Origin of the sequence: Pseudoxanthomonas sp. 3HH-4, from assembly GCF_006716465.1 — a bacterium.
Classification (GTDB): domain Bacteria; phylum Pseudomonadota; class Gammaproteobacteria; order Xanthomonadales; family Xanthomonadaceae; genus Pseudoxanthomonas_A.
In genome coordinates this window covers 64,892-80,650 of the sequence record NZ_VFPB01000002.1, presented here as the reverse complement: position 1 = coordinate 80,650, position 15,759 = coordinate 64,892, and the positions used below count along the sequence as shown (strand labels likewise).

The window sequence follows — 15,759 nt, the reverse complement described above, 5'->3', positions numbered from 1 at the left end:
CTGTTGCAACGGCGTTACATCCGCAGGGTGACTTGGCGGGCGTCCGACAGGCGCGAAGCCTCGCGGCGTGGCCTAGACTGCGTGTCGGGGCCCACGGGCCGACGGAAGGGAGTGGAAATGCGGCGGATATCGGGATGGGCGCTGGGCGTCCTGCTATGCATTTGCGTGAAGACGGAGACGGCGTGTGCGCAGACCTGGGTGATCGAGCGGGCGACGGTGATCGCATCACCCGACGCCGCCCCGCTGGCCGACGCCGTGGTGGTGGTACGCGACGGCCGCATCGCGTCGGTCGGCTCCAGGAGCGAGGTGAAGGTGCCGGACGATGCGCGGCGTATCGACGCGGCTGGCCGGGTGCTGGTCGCGGGCTTCTGGAACAGCCACGTTCACTTCCTCCTGCCCGGGCTGACGGAGGTGGCCGAGGCACCAGCTCCGGTGCTGGAGCTTGAAGTCCGCTCGCTGCTGTCGCGCTGGGGTTTCACCAGCGTGTTCGACCTGGGTGGCCTGCCGGGCAATGCGCGCAGCCTGCGCGCGCGCATCGATGCGGGCGAACTGCGCGGCCCGCGCATCCTGACGGTGGATGCACCTTTCTATCCTGCTGATGGCACGCCGCACTACGTCCGCGACGTGATGAAGCAGCACGGCGCCCCCTCGGCCGAGGTCGCCACACCGGAGCAGGCGCGCGTACGTGCCCGCACGCAGTTGGAAGAGGGCGCTGACGGCGCCAAGCTGTTCATCGGTGCCTTGGTCGGCGGGCCTCGAGGTGTCGTGCACATGACGCCGGCGATCGCAGGTGCCGTGGCCGAGACGGCGCACGCCTTGGGCCGCCCGGTATTCGCCCACCCGAGCACCACACAAGGGCTGGAGATCGCCCTGCAGGCGGGCGTGGACGTCCTGGCGCACAGCACGCCCATCGACGGTCCCTGGCCCGAGGACATGGCGGAACGGCTGGTGGCGGCCGATGTCGCACTGGTGCCATCGCTCAAACTGTTCGAAGTCGAGTTGCGCAAGGAAAGCCTGCCGCCGCCGGTCATCGAACGCTTCCTCGGCATCGGCCAGCAGCAACTGCGCGCGTTCCGCGAAGCGGGCGGGCAGGTGTTGTTCGGCACCGACGTGGGCTACATCACCGACAGCGATCCGCACCGCGAGTACGCGCTGATGGCCGGCGCCGGCATGGACTGGCGCGCGATCCTGGCCAGCCTGACGACAGAACCGGCACGCCGCTTCGGCCATGCCGCGCGCAGCGGCCGCATCGCGCCGGGCATGGATGCGGACCTGGTGCTGCTGGGTCACGACCCCGCCACCGAGGTGCTGGCGCTGGCCGACGTGGTGTGGGTGATGCGTGCGGGCGAGATCCAGTACGAAGCCGCCGAGTAGCGGCGTGCGGCTCAGAGGTATCGCGTGATCGTCGGCGCCTGCTGCCAGTTGTCGTGTGCGCCGTCCACGTAGGTGATGGGGGCGGCGTCCAGTTCCTCGGGCGTGGCGTCTTCCAGGCACCCCAGGTTGACGCCGTAGATGCGCTCGCCATCGGGCACGTTGTTGCCGATCCCGAACGGCCGCACGCCACAGGTACGGCAGAAGTGATGCGAGTGGCGCAATGAATTGAACCGGTACTCGACCAGCTCGCCTTCGCCCGCCAGCAGGCGGAAGGCATCCGGCATCACGATGGCCGGCCAGAACCGGTTGCGCCGGCACACCGAGCAGTTGCAGCGGTAGGTGGGCCGGGTCAGGTCGATGTCCGCCTCGAAGCGGATCGCGCCGCAATGGCAGCTTCCCCGATAGGTCTTCAGCATGCGGCCTCCCGTGCCGATATCGTTCCGGGGGCTGACGGGGTCGCCCCGCCGTGCCTGGCCGATGGACGGGAGCATACCGGACCCCTCCACAGCCGGAGCCGTGCATGCTGCAAACCGTCGACGTTGCCGAACTGCGGCCCGGCATGTACGTGCAGAAGCTGCTGGGGCCTTGGATGCAGCACCCGTTCTGGCGCACCTCGTTCGTACTGGACGAGGCACGCCTGGCGCAGCTGCAGGACAGCGGCGTGGAGCAGGTGGTGGTCGACCTGTCGCGCAGTCATGCAGCCGGAGAGGACGGAAGCGAAGAAGAGGCCGTTCCCGCCCCCTTTGACGCCGCCGCGCCCCTGGCTGAACCGGCGGAAGCGCGGCGACGCATCATCGTGCCCGACAGCACGGTCAGTCTGGCCTCGGAACTGGCCCGCGCCCGCCGCATCTGCGACGAGGGCCGTGAAGCCGTGGAAGCCATGTTCCGCGAAGTGCGGCTGGGCAATGGCGTGGATGCCGGCCGCGTACTGCCCCTGTTGGACGAGATCACCGGTTCGGTCGATCGCCACCCCACGGCGCTCGTCAGCGTGGCGCGGCTGAAGGACGCCGACAGCTACACCTACCTGCACTCGGTTGCCGTCGGCGCGTTGATGGCCATGTTGGCGCGGCAGCTGCAGTTGCCGGAGGACCAGGTGCGTGATGCGGCGCTGGGCGGCCTGCTGCACGACATGGGCAAGGCCATGCTGCCGCAGGAGGTACTGAACAAGCCGGGCAAGCTGACCGATGAAGAGTTCGACATCGTCCGCCAGCACCCGGTCCATGGCGAACGGCTGCTGCGCGAAGGTGGCGTGACCCAGGAGGCGATCCTGCACATTGCCCGCCACCATCACGAGAAGATCAACGGCGGCGGCTATCCGCAACGCCTGTCCGGCGCGGAGCTGCCGCTGCTGACCCGCATGAGCGCCATCTGCGACGTCTACGACGCCATCACCTCCGACCGTCCGTACAAGGCCGGCTGGGATCCGGCAGAGTCGCTCCGCCGCATGGCCAGTTGGCAGGGGCATTTCGACGAGATGCTGATGAAGGCGTTCGTGCGCAGCATCGGCATCTACCCGATCGGCGCGCTGGTGCGATTGTCCAGCGACCGCCTGGCGGTGGTGGTGGAACAGAACCCTGCCACGTTGCTGGCGCCGCGCGTGCGCGTGTTCTATTCCGCCAAGTCGCGCACGCACCTGCTGGGGGTCGACGTGGACCTGGCCACTGCGGGTGAGCGCGAGCGCATCGTCGGCGTGGAATCGCCTGCCAAGTGGGGTTTCCGCGACCTGGAAAAACTCTGGCTGCCCTGAGCGCCTGTCGCTGTCGATCGCGGCCGTACCCGTTCGTCGCAAGGTCAGTTCCCATGCCACAGGAGGCAGACCATGCGATTCCTTTCGATGATCCGGATCGACGAAACCACCGGCCAGCAGCCCAGCGAGCGGCTGATGACCGACATGATGGCGCTGATCGGCGAAATGTCCGCCGCAGGCGTCCTGCTCGATACAGCAGGCCTGCTGCCCACCGCGCAAGGTGCCCGCGTCCGCTCGCGCTTCGGCGACGTCCGGGTCACCGATGGCCCGTTCACCCAGGCAAAGGAGGTCATCGGCGGCTATGCCATCCTGCGTGCCGATTCGCTGGACGATGCCATCGCCCACACCCGCCGTTTCCTCGACGTGCATGGTGATGAATGGGACATCGAATGCGAAGTGCGCCCCATCGAGGAACCGCCCACCGACGCCCTCACCGCCAGCTGACCGGAGGAGAAGCCCCATGCAGACCTACACCGGCAGTTGCCATTGCGGCGCCGTGCGCTTCGAGTGCGACCTCGACCTCGCCGCCGGCACGCGTCGTTGCAACTGCAGCTTCTGCCTGAAGACGCGCATGTGGAAGGTGTTCGCCCTCGGCGACGGCTTCCGCCTGCTCCACGGCGCCGACGCCCTGTCGGATTACCGGGCCCACGCTTCCGAATGGCCCGCCGGCCATGTGCACCACTACTTCTGCCGCCATTGCGGTGTGCGCGGCTTCAGCAAGGGATATCTGGAGATGGCGCCCTTCAACGGCTGGTTCCACGCCGTCAACGTCGCCACCTTGGATGGAATGGACGATGCACGGTTCGCTGCCATCCCCGTGCAGTACGAGGATGGGCGCCACGACGACTGGGACCATCCGCCGGCATCGCCGTCGTACCTGTAGGTGCAGGCCCGCCGTTGACTTCCGGCACGTGCCCCGCGCGCGGACCTCCCCCATGATCGCCCTCTGTCGATGACGCGACCGAAGGCGAACTCCATGTCACTGCTGTCCCTCGTCCTGGCCGCCGCCAGTGCTTCCACCCCGGCCGCGCCTGCAGCCGATCCCGCTACGCTCGCCGCCATCGAGGCGACCTGCTTCGACTACGTCGACGGCCAACTGGAAGGCGATCCGGCGCGCGTGGCGCGTGCGCTGCATCCGGACCTGGCCAAGCGCGCCGTGATCGGCGATACACCGGACGAGCGCCTCGGTCTGCGCCGCATGTCGAAGGAAGAACTGGTCAGCCTGACCCGGCAGGGCGTGCTGAAAACGCCGAAGGATGCGTGGAACCGCACCTGCCGCGTGCTCGACGTCACCGCCGAGACGGCCGCCGTGCGCCTGGAGACGCCTTGGTTCGTGGACCACTTCCACATGGGACGGTTCGACGGACGCTGGATCATCGTCAATGCGCTGTGGCATTCGAAGCCGCGCTGATGATCAGCCGGTGTGCTGCACCGCCGCCTTGCCGAACAGCGCCGCACTCAGCAGCCACACCGCCCCGTAGATTCCAGTAAACACGAGCACGAATGTCGCCGGTTCGTGTGCGCCCATCAGCAGGGTGGCGATGCCCGCCAGTACTTGCATCGCGGCCATCGTCGCCAGCGTGATCGACATCCCGCGTGGGCGCAGCCGTGAGAGGAGAGCGCCCACGCCACCCATCACCAGCACCCCCATGAACAGCAGGTTCGCCGGGTGTTCCGGTTCACCCACGATGCCCACGGCCAGGTTCGCCCACACCAGCAGGAACGCCGCACCGATCGCGATCACGCTCGCGGCCAGGTAGGCTGGCACGCGCGCGACCCGCGCCATCGCTTCGAACGCGAGGCAGGCGATCAGCAGCATGGCGCCGAAGAGCGCGAAATCGGATGCCGTCCACGCGACGTCGGCGGTGAACTGCATCGCCACCCAGGGCAGCAGCAACAGAGCAGCGGCACCGCCCCACGCCAGGGATCGCAGCAGGCGGATCCAGCGTGTCGCGTCAGGCAGGGTGTCGCACGTCATCGTCATGTCTCCCGGGGGCCCCGGCGGGGTTGCGGGGACATGCTGGGCCGGGGTGATGGGCAGGGGGCGGAGGCTGTGTGAAGCCAGTGCGAAGTCAGGGCGCCGCCGCCGCACGGTGCCCATAGCTGAGCACCCGGGTGACCTGCCAGCGGCCGTCGCGTTCGCGCCAGATCATCACGAAGTCGGCTTCGCCTTCGCAGGTGCCGGTCGACAGCGCGCAGAACCGGTGCGTGCCCTGTGCGATCGCGCCGAAGCCCTTGATCGGGAATACCTCCAGCGTGCCCGGCACCCGTTCGCGCCGATAGTGGCCGCATACGTTATCGCGGGTCCGGCCGATCATCTCGTCGCGGGTCCAAGTGACGCCGCCGTTGTCGTGGTAGAACTCCACGGCCTCGTCGAAGTAGGTGGCGTGCTTTACCAATTGCGCGGGGTCGGCGCAGGTGTTGAAGGTGTCGAACACCGCGGTGTCCAGCGCATCGATCACCTGTGTGAGCTGTTCGGGCGTGCGCTCGGCCGCAGCGGCGGATTCCACCGCACCGAATAGCAGCACGGTGGCCATCGAGCCCGACAGTGCGGCCTTCGCCAAGCGTGACCGAACGGCGCTCATGCCGACACCAGCGGTGCGCGCGGACGCCCGCCCAGCAGGCGCGTCGGCAGCATCAGCACGGCGTGCAGGAACGAGAACAGGGCGGAGAAGGTGATGCCCACCAGACGGAAGGGCAGCGACAGCAGCCACACCAGCGGCCACGCCACCAGCGCCAGCAGGGCGAGCGGCCAGCACAGGACGAACAACAGGCACCAGGCGAGCAGGGCGATGAGGGTTTTCACGGAGCGGCTCCTTCGGTCGGTGCGCCACCAACGGGCGACATGCCGTCAGCGTGCCGGGGCAGGATGCAGCGGGCAATGCGCGCGCGACGAAAGCACGGCACGGGCGACCAAGCCCGGTGCACGGTGGACGAAAAGTCTGCGAGCAGGCGTGGCTCCGCGCCCCGCTGTTCAGTCCGCAGCGTTGATCGTCTGCAGCAACTGGGTGACCCGGTAGGGCTTGGGCAGGTAGCGCACGCGGTCCGGCAGCGGCGGCAGTTCCGCGCGCGGATGGCCCGAGGCGAGGATCACGCGGGCGTCGGGGTACAGGGCAGCGGCTTCCCGGGCCACATCGATGCCGGAGATGTTGCCCGGCATGGCCACGTCCGAGATCACGACGTCGAAATGCGTCCCGTCATGCAGGCATGCCATGGCCTTCTGGCCATCGATGGCCGTCACGACCTCGAACCCGGCGATCTCGAACGCATCCGAAAGGATGTCGAGCAGGTCGACTTCGTCGTCGATCAGCAGGAGGCGTCTGGCGTCTGTCATTCGGAGTCTCGTGGGACGGGAAGGCAAACGGAAACGGTGGTGCCTTCGCCGGAGGCGCTTTTCAGTTCCGCGAATCCGCCGGACTGGCGCGCGAACCCGAACACCTGGCTCAGGCCCAGCCCGCTGCCCTTGCCCACTTCCTTCGTGGTGTAGAAAGGCTCGAACACACGTGCCTGGTATTCCACCGGAATGCCTTCGCCGTTGTCGCTGACCTGGATGCAGATGAAGCGACCGGGTGGCGCATCCGCGACGTGCGGGAGCGCGCAGTCTCGCAGCGTCGCCGTGATCGCGATGTGACCTCCGGAAGGCATCGCGTCGCGGCTGTTGGACACCAGGTTGAGCAGGGCGGCCTCCAGTTGTTCGCGGTCGACATCGATCCCGGGCAGGTCGTCATCGAAGCGGGCATGCAGGGTCACGCTGTCGTGGCATGCGCGTCGCAACGTGTCCATCGCATCGTGGATGACGGTGGCCACCGAATGCCGTTCCGACACCAGCACGCGTCCGGTGCCGAAGGTCAGCAACTGCCGGGTGAGCAGCGCGCCACGCTCTGCCGCCCGCATCGCGCCCTGCAGATGCTTCTTCGCCTTGGGCTGCATCGTGTAGTGATCCACGAGTTCCAGGCTGTTGATGATGATGTTGAGCAGGTTGTTGAAGTCGTGTGCCAGGCCCAGCGTCAGCTTGCCGACGGCTTCCAGCTTGTGCGACTGCAGGAGGGCATCGCGGGATTGTTCCAGCCGTTCCTGGTGTTCGAGGCGGTCGGTGATGTCGCGCGTGACTTTGGCGTAGCCGACCAGCACGTCTTCCTGCCAGATGGGGTCGATCACCACGCTGGCATGGAACACGGTGCCATCCTTGCGCACGCGCCAGCCCTCAGCCGCGAAGCGCCCCTCTTCACGCGCGATGCGAAGGCTTCGCGCGGGCGCATCGCTGGCGATGTCGTCCGGGGTGTAGAAGCGCGAGAAATGGGTGCCGATGACTTCATCCCCGGCGTAGCCCTTGATGCGCTCGCCGCCGGTATTCCAGCTGCGCACATACCCTTCGGTGTCCAGCATGTAGATGGCGAAATCGATCACGCCGTCGATCAGGCGCTTGAGCTGCCGTTCCTCGATGTCCGGAAGCTGCCCACCGGTCCCGCTGTCCGGCACGTCACCTACATGCGCAGGGTCGCGGTCGGAATCGGGAACCGCGCTCCGATGGGGTCGGGCGGCGGACTTCGATGTATCGGGCATGGCCGGCCAGCGGCGGCGTCAGGACGCGGGCGGCAGTTCCGCGACCGCGCGCAGCAGGGCGGTCTGGCGTTCCATCATCCAGCGTGCGGCCCAGCCCGCGCCGGCATCCAGCGAGCGCACTGCCACCTGCTCCTGCGAAATGCCCTTGCCGGAGATCAGGATCCTCGCCATCCATCCCTGTCGTTCGGGGCCGATCTCGACGATGGGCTGGCCATGGCAGATGAGGGTTCTTCGTTGATCCTCCACTCTCCACGAGAAGCCATCCGGCAAAGGTGCTGATATGCGCGTGGACACGGTGATTTCCCCTCAGGCGTGCGCCACCTTCGCATGAATGGCGTTCCTGACACGTGACGACGCGCACCGCAGAGCGCGCTGCGTCGCGCAGGAACGCGGGCTTCACCTGCGTGTCCGCCTGCCTGAACGCCCATATCCGATCACGTCGGTGGCGTGTAGTCCGCCAGCACTTCACCGTCCACGGAGACCAGCCGGTCCAGGCGGATGCGTTCGCCGGTGTCGAGTTCGGCGTACTCGCTGCCCCCGTTTGCATACAGCGCGACGATCCGTGCGTTGCGTTGTTGCGGCACGCAGTCTTCATCCATGAACCGGATCGAGGCCGTGCGGCGCCGGGTCGCCGTCGCTTCCAGTACGTCGTGGAATTCGCAGTTGATCGGTGCGTAAGGCGTGGAGGGCCGGGGCATGGGCGTTGTTCCTGGGCAGGTGGGCGGGCAGGGCACGGGGTGGAGTATCGTGCGCCCGGAAACGCCGGGAAGGGAGTCGCCCGCCATGGAATACGCCACGTGAGCACACCGGTACAAGAACAAGGCCGTGCGCGCCAGGATCCCGACCTGCTGCGTCGCCTCCTGCGGGCGAAGGACCGGATGGATGCCGCCTCGCACGAGGCGTGGCCGATGCAGCGCCTGGCGCGCGTGAGCCATGTGTCCGAGGCGCACTTCGCGCGCTCGTTCAAGGAAGCCTTCGGCATTCCACCGCACCGCTACCTGCTGACGCGCCGCATCGAGCGCGCCAAGGCGCTGTTGCGCGATACGGAAACCCCCATCCTCGAGATCGCCCTGCAGACCGGCTGGAACAGCCTGGGCACGTTCGGCCGCACCTTCCGCGACATCACCGGCGAGAGCCCGGGCGCGTTGCGCGCGCGCGAACAGGCCGCGCGCCACGCGCTGGAGTGCGTGCCGCACTGCTATGTCAGCGCCGCCTACCGGCCCGGCCTCACCACCGCAGTTTCGGAGAAGCGGCGGCAGGAGGGCGGTGATACAAAAGCGCCCTCAACCAGACAGGAGGTTCCATGAGTCAGGGTATCGGGGTGGTCGGTCTGTATGTCCGCGATCAGGACGAAGCACTGGCGTTCTATGTCGGCAAGGTCGGGTTCCGCGTGCACACCGATGCACGCAACGGCGACTACCGCTGGCTGACCGTGCAGCATCCGGACCAGCCATCCGTGCAGCTCGGCCTGTTCAAGGCACAGGCGCCGGTGCTGGACGACGCCACCGCACAGGCGGTCAACGAGATCGTCGCCAAGGGCGCCATGCCGCCGCTGGTGCTCAACGTGGACGACTGCCACGCCGAGTACGAGCGCATGCGCGCCAACGGCGTGGAATTCACCCAGGCGCCGGAAGCGCGCTACGGCAATGTCGATGCCAACTTCCGCGACCCCTCGGGGAACGGCTGGAAGATGATCGAGTCCCGGCGCGCGGCGCAGTGAGCGTCCACGCCATCGTGTCGCTTGCACAGGAGATCGCAATGAACGGGAACGCGTGGATCCGTCAGTTCCATCGTTGGCTGTCCATCACCTTCACCCTGGCCGTCATCGCCAACCTGGTGGTCATGGGGCAGGAAAAGATCGCGCTGTATGTCGGGCTGTTCACGCTTCTGCCGTTGGCGTTGCTGCTGCTCACGGGCCTGTACCTGTTCGCACTGCCGTATCTCGCCAAGCGGCGCAGCAGCGCAAGCAGCGGGTAGATCGACGCGCGACCGGCACACGCGGCATCGTCGACCTCGCTTGATCGCTTGGATGCGTTGCCGCGCAAGGTCGGCAAGGCACTTACGCTTCGTTGTGGCGTTGTCGGGCCGGAAGGACGGGCATCATGCGGGGTGCTGTGCAGCCTGGGGTTGAGGGGTCGTGCGGGTGAGGGTAGGTTGCATTGCAGGCGCCGTCGCGACTCCACGTCGTCCGGACCGTTTCTGTCACCCGGCCCAGCAGAGGACGCCCGATGAAGTATCTGATTTCCTTTCCCAGTGCTGCGATGGTCGTATCCGGAGACGAGCTTGAAGCGGCGGGTCGCGACTCGCGCGCGGTGATCGAACAGGCAAAAGTCGCGGGGGTGTACGTCTTCGGCGGTGGCATCGACGAGAGCGTGGTGCCGGTGCTTGTGTCGGGCGATGGCGCTGTCGCTGAGGGCGGATATCCGTGGGCGCCGCCGCTCAACGGCGGTTTCACCGTACTCGAACTGCCATCCCGCGAGGAGGCCGTCGCCTGGGCGGCGCGCATCGCGAAGGCGTGCCGATGCGATCAGGAGTTGCGGGTATTCATGTTCGATCCGGCGTCGTGAGGGGGCGGATGCGCGGTCAGCGAGATAGGTTGGGCTGCGCCTGCGAAGCCCAACATCGGAGTGTCGGAGGATGCGCGATGTTGGGCTTCACTTCGTTCAACACACGCTATGGCGTGTGTTCTCCCCTGGCTATGCGATATGCGCAGGCGGTCGCGTCTCAGTCCTCGATGGCCTCCACGCCCTGTCGATCCAGTTCCGCCAGGCGATCGCGCATGGTGGTGAGTTGCTCGGGTGTGTGGCCGATCCAGCCCTTCACTTCGGCGACCACGCGCAGCGGATCGCGCGTCCGATACGACCGGGTGGGATTGCCGGGGAAGCGCTGGTTGGTGAGGTTGGGATCGTCCTCGAACGGGCCGGTCGACTCGACGATGTAGATGTGCCCGCGGCCTTCGCCGGCCGCAAGCTCCGCGCCCCATGTGGCCGCTTCCAGCATCGCGGTCAGGTAGACGTACTTGGCGATGCGGCGCTTGCCGAAGTTGGAGGTGTAGCCCGCGACGATCAGATCGCCGGGCGCTAGTTTCGCCTTGGTGCCGTGGTAGTAGATCTCGGTATCGCGCATGGGGGTATGGCTCTGGTGGCCTGCCGTATCGACAGGCCGGCGATACTGCCGCCCGCACCGGGCCTTGCCGCAAGCCCCCGGGCGTTATATAAATTGATGGTGGGAGGCGCAGCGCGCCTCCCTTTTTTTGTGCGCGGATTGCGATACCGGGCGCGAGGCGCGGCCTGCCAGCATGCAGGATGGGTGAGCAAAGCGGCTTGAAAGCCGCCTGCGGCTCGACTCATCCTGCGTGACCTGCGCAACAGATGAATCACCTCTGTGTGCAGTAAGTAGACAGCCTGGCACGGCCTTGGGACGCGTTTGCTTCTGGCCGGAAGCGGACGTCATCAGCTTTGCGAGCAGCTCGTTCTGGCTGCGCGCTTGCTCTTCCGTTGTGGGCTACCGTCCATAACGTGGGGGTGGCAGGGCTCATGCTGGCGTGCGCCTAGCTATATTCCTAGACCTGCGGCTGGCTTGCGGGCAGACTTGATGGAGTATCAGCGCTGGGGTTTGATCGAGATGCAACCGATCGTCATGTCGGGTGTGCTGATTGTCGAGGACAATATGCATGCCGCGCTGCGCTTGCGGCGCTTGGTGGCAGGCCTCGCCAATCAGGCACGGATCGATGTGGCCGGTACGCTGGAGGAGGCGCGATCGCGACTCAAGGCGCATGCTTACCCGCTGGCGCTGGTCGACATGTACCTGCCTGATGGCGATGGCAATAGTTTGATCGCCTGGATGAGAGCGCACATGCCCGAGGCTGCCGCGGTTATCGTTTCCTCTTTCGCGGAGGAGGAAAGTGTGTTGACGGCCTTGCGCAGCGGCGCTGTCGGCTACCTGTTGAAGGAGCGCGACGACGAGGAGCTGGTGGTATCGCTCAAGAGCCTGCAACGCGGCGGGGCGCCCATCGATCCTTCCATCGCGCGCCGCATCCTGGCGCTGCTCGCTGTCAGCGCCCATCCGACGCAGCGATCCTCGCCGGTGCCGCCATTGTCGCAGCGGGAGATGGAGATCCTGCAGTTGGTGGCGCAAGGATTTACCAATCGAGAGATTGCCGAGCTGGTCTCGCTGTCGCGGCTGACGATAGAAAGCCACATCAAGAACATCTATCGCAAGCTGGCCGTCGGATCGCGCACAGAGGCGGTGTACGAGGCGCGGGCGCGAGGCCTCTTGACGTGAGGCGCACGGCCCGCGGTTTGGCGTTGCTGTGGCTCTTGCTGCTGCTCGTGGCATGTCCTGCGCTGGCGCAGTTGGCACAAGGCGTTATCCGCCTGGATCGCGCCGAGGCCGTACGTTCAGACTGGTCGGCGCAGGCGCCACCGCGGCAGGGCTGGGTACGGGTAGGACTGCGCGACCTGTGGGAGAAGCGTTGGCCCGCCCATGACGGCGTGGTGTGGTACCGCGTCCGCTGGCAGCAGGCGGATGCATCGCAGCCGGTCGGGCTGTTGCTCGACTACACCTGCTTGGCGGCTGCGGTCTCTCTCAATGGCCAGCCGATCGACCGGGACGCCTCGCTGGTGGAGCCGCTGTCACGCAAATGGCATGTCCCGCGTTATTACACCGTGCCACCGGCGCTGCTGCGCGAAGGGCAGAACGAACTGCTCGTTCGGGTTTCCGGCCTAGCCGCTTATCAGCCTGCGTTCGGTACCGTCAGCGTGGGCGATCCCATCGTCTTGCGCGGCCAGTACGAGCAGGAGCGTTTTGCACGTCGTGATATGCAGATACTCGACGTCGCCGTAGGATTGGTGCTGGCGGCGATGATCGGCATCTTCTGGCTCCTGCGCCCGCAGGACACGCTGTATGGCTGGTATGCGTTGAGCGCTCTGTTCGGGCGGTTGTACGATTGGAACTTCATCGCCGGCAGCCCGTGGCCCTTCCGCACCACCGATGGATGGCAGGCCTTCATCGCCGCGGTGTTCGTCGCCTCCGCGGCGACGCATACGATCTTCCTGCTGCGGTTCTCCGAGCGGCACTGGCCGCGCTTCGAGCGACTGCTGCTGGTGGTGACGGCGGCCATTCTGCTGCTGGCATTCCTGCTGCCGCAGGTGATGGGACCACTGCGCAACCTGTACGTGACCCCCGCCATCCTATTCCTGTACGTGGTTAGCGTGGTCTTCGTCATCTTCGCGCTACGCAGCGATCGCCGCGACTACAAGGTGCTCGCGGCCTGCATCAGCGTGCCGTTGCTGGTGTCACTGCACGACCTCGGCGTGTACATGGGATGGTACGGCGGCGTGAGCTACCTGGGTGCGTTTACCTCGCCGGTCATGCTGCTGGGCATGGGGTTCGTGCTGGCCTATCGCTTCGCGCAGACCATGAAGCGGGTGGAAGGCTTCAATGCCGAACTCCACCGCGAAGTGCAGACTGCCACCGCGACGCTGGCCGACACGCTCAACCAGCAGCATGCGCTGGCACTGGCGCATAGCCGCGCCGGCGAACGCCTGCAGCTGGTGCGCGACCTGCATGACGGATTCGGCGGCACGCTGGTGGGCGCGATTACCCGCTTGCAGCACGCACCGCACGAAACCTCGAGGGATGAGGTGGTGGACCTGCTGAAGGACATGCGCGATGACCTGCGCCTGGTGATCGATACCACCGCGCAGGAGCAGGCCGACCTGGCCGCGCTGATAGCGCCGCTTCGCCATCGCGCGAGTCGCCTGCTGGAAGCGGCGGACATCGATGCCCACTGGCGGGTGGAAGGGCTGGAGGGCCTGCAGTTGGGGCCTGGCCGCAGCCTGGACCTACTGCGCCTGCTGCAGGAGGCGCTGACCAATGTGTTCAAACACAGTCGCGCGGCACGGGTCGATGTCCATCTGCGCCGTACGGGGGATCGCTTGAAGCTGCGCGTGCACGACGATGGCATCGGCCTGTCGGGAACGGCGCCGGCGACTGGTAAAGCCCACGTCGCTGGCGCCGGTATGGCGAGCATGCGCCACCGCGCGCAGCGGCTTGGGGCGGAGTTGCGCATCGCGGGCGCGTCCGATGGCAACGGCACCACCCTCGAGCTGGATCTGCCTCTGGCTGCCTGAGCACGGTCGCGACGGCGGATCCTGCGCGCGTTACCTGATTTCAGGGATACCCCGGCCCGGGGGCGGCACCTACCGTGTGGGCCATCGTCGCCGGTGGGTGGCCGCGCCTTGGGCGCAGCGGCCGGCGGCATGCCACAGGGGGCATCGCCATGCGCACGTATCGCCGCAACATAACTGCTGTCCGTCACCTCATGCTGCCGCTTGTCGCGGGTGGCAGCCTGCTCTTGTTGACGATGTCCGCCGACGCCCAAGTGGTGGGCGGGACCGCGCCGACGCAGCCGTGCAGTCAGAACTCGGCCAGCGGCGGCATGGCATGCATGCCGGGCAGTACAGTGGGCGCGAATGGTGCAAATGGTCCGTCTCAGCCAGGCTGGTCGTCCTCGCCCGGCGGGCCAGGCAACGAAACCGGCAACGTCGCCATAGGCGAAAACAGCGGTGCAGGCAATGGCGGTCAGGGCGCGAACGGCACTGCCGGTGGTGTGGGCGGCACGGGCGGCGCAGGTGGTGCAGGGAATCTGGCGCTTGGCGCGGACAGTAGCGCAGGCAATGGCGGCGCGGCAGGCGGCGGTTCCGCAGGGGGCACCGGCGGCGCAGGCGGGGCGGGCGGCAACAACAACATCGCCATCGGCAACGGCAGCAGCGCCGGCACGGGTGGATCGGGCGCGGAAGGGTGCTGTGGCTTCTCAGGCGCCTCGGGTTCCGCCGGCACCCACAACAACATCGCGCTTGGTACCGGCGCATCGGCCAATGGCGGCGGCTCTGTCGCGCTGGGTTACAACAGCAGTGACGGGGGGCGGGCAAACGTGGTGTCGGTCGGCTCGTCGGGCCAGCAGCGCCAGGTCACCAACGTCGCGGCGGGTACCGCCACCACCGATGCGGTCAACGTCGGACAGCTGAACACCGCCATGGAAACGGCCAACGATTACACCGATACGCGCGAAGCGGCGGTGCGCAGCGACATGACCGCAGGGGATGCGGCGACGCTGTCGGCGGCCAACGGTTACACCGATACGCGCGAAGCGGCGGTTCGCAACGACATGACCGCAGGGGATGCGGCGACGCTGTCGGCGGCCAACGGTTACACAGACACGCGCGAAGCGGCGGTTCGCAACGACATGACCGCAGGGGATGCGGCGACGCTGTCGGCGGCCAACGGTTACACAGACACGCGCGAAGCGGCGGTTCGCAACGACATGACCGCAGGGGATGCAGCGACGCTGTCGACGGCCAACGGTTACACCGATACGCGCGAAGCGGCGGTGCGCAGCGACATATCCGCGGGGGATGCGGCGACGCTGGCGACGGCCAACAGCTACACCGACACGCGTGAAGCAGCGGTACGCCACGACATGGCGGCCGGCAATGCCGCCGCGCTGGCGACAGCCAACGGCTATACCGATACCCGCGAAGCCGTCGTGCGTTCCGACATGGTGGCGGGCGATGCGGCGACGCTGGCGACCGCGCAGGACTACGCCGACACCGGTGACGCTGCCACGCTGGCCTCTGCCAATGCCTATACCGATGCGCGCTTCACCGAACTCACGGGGTTGAGCGACGACTTCAACGCCTTCCGCGGCGACGTGGACCGGCGCATCAACCACCTGGACCGCCGCATCGACACGATGGCGGCCATGAGCGGCGCCTATGCGGGCATGGCGATGAACACCGCCGGTCTGGCAGGCAAGAATCGCGTGGGCGTGGGCATTGGCGCACAGGGTGGGGAGCAGGCGATGGCGGTGGGCTACCAGCGCGTCATCGGCAATCGCGCCAGTGTGTCGCTGGGCGCCGCATTCGGTGGCGGAGAGAAGAGCGTGTCAGCCGGCGCCGGCTTCAGCTGGTAGTGCAGCGCTCGCGCACAGCTTGCCTTCCACAGGGCCTGCTTAACCAAGGTGGTCCCGATGTCCGCTTCCGGCCGCAAGCGGAGACGGATCGGGTTCAACG

General features: G+C 67.1%; 21 protein-coding genes. 12 read left to right on the top strand and 9 right to left on the bottom strand.

Annotated features, from left to right (window positions below; genetic code table 11):
* The first annotated feature begins 165 nt into the window (after positions 1-165).
* Complete coding sequence (locus FB548_RS07745) at positions 166-1,374, top strand: amidohydrolase family protein (RefSeq protein ID WP_185742026.1); 1,209 nt, start codon at positions 166-168, stop codon at positions 1,372-1,374.
* Positions 1,375-1,385: 11 nt separating this feature from the next.
* Here the strand turns inward: FB548_RS07745 and FB548_RS07740 are convergent, their stop codons facing one another.
* The gene (locus tag FB548_RS07740) at positions 1,386-1,790 is read right to left on the bottom strand and encodes a GFA family protein (protein WP_142124216.1); all 405 of its coding nucleotides are present in this window, start codon (positions 1,788-1,790) and stop codon (positions 1,386-1,388) included.
* 104 nt (positions 1,791-1,894) lie between these two features.
* Between FB548_RS07740 and FB548_RS07735 the strand changes: the two genes are divergently transcribed.
* The 4 genes from FB548_RS07735 to FB548_RS07720 all read left to right on the top strand — a co-directional run bounded on the left by FB548_RS07735 (position 1,895) and on the right by FB548_RS07720 (position 4,532).
* Positions 1,895-3,121: an HD-GYP domain-containing protein gene (locus FB548_RS07735; protein WP_142124215.1), complete on the top strand. Its 1,227-nt coding sequence runs from the start codon at positions 1,895-1,897 to the stop codon at positions 3,119-3,121.
* Between the two features lie 72 nt (positions 3,122-3,193).
* Positions 3,194-3,565: a YciI family protein gene (locus tag FB548_RS07730; RefSeq protein WP_142124214.1), complete on the top strand. Its 372-nt coding sequence runs from the start codon at positions 3,194-3,196 to the stop codon at positions 3,563-3,565.
* Between the two features lie 16 nt (positions 3,566-3,581).
* Complete coding sequence (locus FB548_RS07725; RefSeq protein WP_142124213.1) at positions 3,582-4,004, top strand: GFA family protein; 423 nt, start codon at positions 3,582-3,584, stop codon at positions 4,002-4,004.
* Between the two features lie 93 nt (positions 4,005-4,097).
* The gene (locus FB548_RS07720; protein ID WP_142124212.1) at positions 4,098-4,532 is read left to right on the top strand and encodes a nuclear transport factor 2 family protein; all 435 of its coding nucleotides are present in this window, start codon (positions 4,098-4,100) and stop codon (positions 4,530-4,532) included.
* 3 nt (positions 4,533-4,535) lie between these two features.
* On the opposite strand, the gene FB548_RS07715 is transcribed toward FB548_RS07720, so the two are convergent.
* From FB548_RS07715 to FB548_RS07685, 7 genes are all read right to left on the bottom strand, one after another.
* On the bottom strand, positions 4,536-5,099 hold the full coding sequence (locus tag FB548_RS07715; RefSeq protein ID WP_221625922.1) for a hypothetical protein: 564 nt from the start codon (positions 5,097-5,099) through the stop codon (positions 4,536-4,538).
* 94 nt (positions 5,100-5,193) lie between these two features.
* Entirely contained in the window at positions 5,194-5,706 is a 513-nt protein-coding gene (locus FB548_RS07710) for a nuclear transport factor 2 family protein (RefSeq protein ID WP_255470419.1), read from the bottom strand.
* Entirely contained in the window at positions 5,703-5,927 is a 225-nt protein-coding gene (locus FB548_RS07705; protein ID WP_142124211.1) for a hypothetical protein, read from the bottom strand. The genes FB548_RS07710 and FB548_RS07705 overlap by 4 nt, the downstream gene beginning before the upstream one ends.
* Positions 5,928-6,095: 168 nt before the next feature.
* Positions 6,096-6,455 (bottom strand): response regulator, encoded by a 360-nt coding sequence (locus FB548_RS07700; protein ID WP_142124210.1) that lies wholly within the window; start codon positions 6,453-6,455, stop codon positions 6,096-6,098.
* Positions 6,452-7,600, bottom strand: coding sequence for a PAS domain-containing sensor histidine kinase (locus FB548_RS07695; RefSeq protein ID WP_255470418.1), 1,149 nt, complete (start codon positions 7,598-7,600; stop codon positions 6,452-6,454). Before FB548_RS07695 ends, FB548_RS07700 begins: the two co-directional genes overlap by 4 nt.
* A gap of 102 nt (positions 7,601-7,702) precedes the next feature.
* On the bottom strand, positions 7,703-7,978 hold the full coding sequence (locus tag FB548_RS07690; RefSeq protein ID WP_142124208.1) for a hypothetical protein: 276 nt from the start codon (positions 7,976-7,978) through the stop codon (positions 7,703-7,705).
* Between the two features lie 140 nt (positions 7,979-8,118).
* Entirely contained in the window at positions 8,119-8,382 is a 264-nt protein-coding gene (locus FB548_RS07685; RefSeq protein WP_142124207.1) for a hypothetical protein, read from the bottom strand.
* Between the two features lie 180 nt (positions 8,383-8,562).
* Between FB548_RS07685 and FB548_RS07680 the strand changes: the two genes are divergently transcribed.
* The 4 genes from FB548_RS07680 (at position 8,563) to FB548_RS07665 (ending at position 10,251) form a co-directional block, all read left to right on the top strand.
* A complete protein-coding gene (locus FB548_RS07680) occupies positions 8,563-8,991 on the top strand; it encodes a helix-turn-helix transcriptional regulator (protein ID WP_142124605.1) in 429 nt (142 codons plus the stop codon).
* Positions 8,988-9,404, top strand: a complete 417-nt coding sequence (locus tag FB548_RS07675; protein ID WP_142124206.1) for a VOC family protein — start codon at positions 8,988-8,990, stop codon at positions 9,402-9,404. The genes FB548_RS07680 and FB548_RS07675 overlap by 4 nt, the downstream gene beginning before the upstream one ends.
* 38 nt (positions 9,405-9,442) lie before the next feature.
* On the top strand, positions 9,443-9,661 hold the full coding sequence (locus FB548_RS07670; protein ID WP_142124205.1) for a hypothetical protein: 219 nt from the start codon (positions 9,443-9,445) through the stop codon (positions 9,659-9,661).
* Between the two features lie 251 nt (positions 9,662-9,912).
* The gene (locus FB548_RS07665) at positions 9,913-10,251 is read left to right on the top strand and encodes a YciI family protein (RefSeq protein WP_142124204.1); all 339 of its coding nucleotides are present in this window, start codon (positions 9,913-9,915) and stop codon (positions 10,249-10,251) included.
* Positions 10,252-10,408: 157 nt separating this feature from the next.
* On the opposite strand, the gene arr is transcribed toward FB548_RS07665, so the two are convergent.
* Positions 10,409-10,810: an NAD(+)--rifampin ADP-ribosyltransferase gene (arr, locus tag FB548_RS07660; protein ID WP_142124203.1), complete on the bottom strand. Its 402-nt coding sequence runs from the start codon at positions 10,808-10,810 to the stop codon at positions 10,409-10,411.
* Positions 10,811-11,278: 468 nt separating this feature from the next.
* Here arr and FB548_RS07655 point away from each other — a divergent pair, with 468 nt between their 5' ends.
* The 3 genes from FB548_RS07655 (at position 11,279) to FB548_RS07645 (ending at position 15,659) form a co-directional block, all read left to right on the top strand.
* Positions 11,279-11,968, top strand: a complete 690-nt coding sequence (locus FB548_RS07655; RefSeq protein WP_221625921.1) for a response regulator transcription factor — start codon at positions 11,279-11,281, stop codon at positions 11,966-11,968.
* Positions 11,965-13,818, top strand: a complete 1,854-nt coding sequence (locus FB548_RS07650; protein ID WP_142124202.1) for an ATP-binding protein — start codon at positions 11,965-11,967, stop codon at positions 13,816-13,818. The genes FB548_RS07655 and FB548_RS07650 overlap by 4 nt, the downstream gene beginning before the upstream one ends.
* A 191-nt stretch (positions 13,819-14,009) precedes the next feature.
* Positions 14,010-15,659: a YadA-like family protein gene (locus FB548_RS07645; protein WP_142124201.1), complete on the top strand. Its 1,650-nt coding sequence runs from the start codon at positions 14,010-14,012 to the stop codon at positions 15,657-15,659.
* The last annotated feature ends 100 nt before the right edge of the window (positions 15,660-15,759 follow it).

Excerpts from the sequence above, each read along its gene's own strand:
- arr (WP_142124203.1), bottom strand. The coding sequence starts at position 10,810 with ATGCGCGATACCGAGATCTACTACCACGGCACCAAGGCGAAACTAGCG.
- FB548_RS07730 (WP_142124214.1), top strand. The coding sequence starts at position 3,194 with ATGCGATTCCTTTCGATGATCCGGATCGACGAAACCACCGGCCAGCAG.
- FB548_RS07665 (WP_142124204.1), top strand. The coding sequence starts at position 9,913 with ATGAAGTATCTGATTTCCTTTCCCAGTGCTGCGATGGTCGTATCCGGA.
- FB548_RS07715 (WP_221625922.1), bottom strand. The coding sequence starts at position 5,099 with ATGACGTGCGACACCCTGCCTGACGCGACACGCTGGATCCGCCTGCTG.
- FB548_RS07735 (WP_142124215.1), top strand. The coding sequence starts at position 1,895 with ATGCTGCAAACCGTCGACGTTGCCGAACTGCGGCCCGGCATGTACGTG.
- FB548_RS07740 (WP_142124216.1), bottom strand. The coding sequence starts at position 1,790 with ATGCTGAAGACCTATCGGGGAAGCTGCCATTGCGGCGCGATCCGCTTC.
- FB548_RS07720 (WP_142124212.1), top strand. The coding sequence starts at position 4,098 with ATGTCACTGCTGTCCCTCGTCCTGGCCGCCGCCAGTGCTTCCACCCCG.
- FB548_RS07725 (WP_142124213.1), top strand. The coding sequence starts at position 3,582 with ATGCAGACCTACACCGGCAGTTGCCATTGCGGCGCCGTGCGCTTCGAG.
- FB548_RS07685 (WP_142124207.1), bottom strand. The coding sequence starts at position 8,382 with ATGCCCCGGCCCTCCACGCCTTACGCACCGATCAACTGCGAATTCCAC.
- FB548_RS07655 (WP_221625921.1), top strand. The coding sequence starts at position 11,279 with ATGGAGTATCAGCGCTGGGGTTTGATCGAGATGCAACCGATCGTCATG.
- FB548_RS07675 (WP_142124206.1), top strand. The coding sequence starts at position 8,988 with ATGAGTCAGGGTATCGGGGTGGTCGGTCTGTATGTCCGCGATCAGGAC.
- FB548_RS07645 (WP_142124201.1), top strand. The coding sequence starts at position 14,010 with ATGCTGCCGCTTGTCGCGGGTGGCAGCCTGCTCTTGTTGACGATGTCC.
- FB548_RS07710 (WP_255470419.1), bottom strand. The coding sequence starts at position 5,706 with ATGAGCGCCGTTCGGTCACGCTTGGCGAAGGCCGCACTGTCGGGCTCG.
- FB548_RS07700 (WP_142124210.1), bottom strand. The coding sequence starts at position 6,455 with ATGACAGACGCCAGACGCCTCCTGCTGATCGACGACGAAGTCGACCTG.
- FB548_RS07670 (WP_142124205.1), top strand. The coding sequence starts at position 9,443 with ATGAACGGGAACGCGTGGATCCGTCAGTTCCATCGTTGGCTGTCCATC.
- FB548_RS07680 (WP_142124605.1), top strand. The coding sequence starts at position 8,563 with ATGGATGCCGCCTCGCACGAGGCGTGGCCGATGCAGCGCCTGGCGCGC.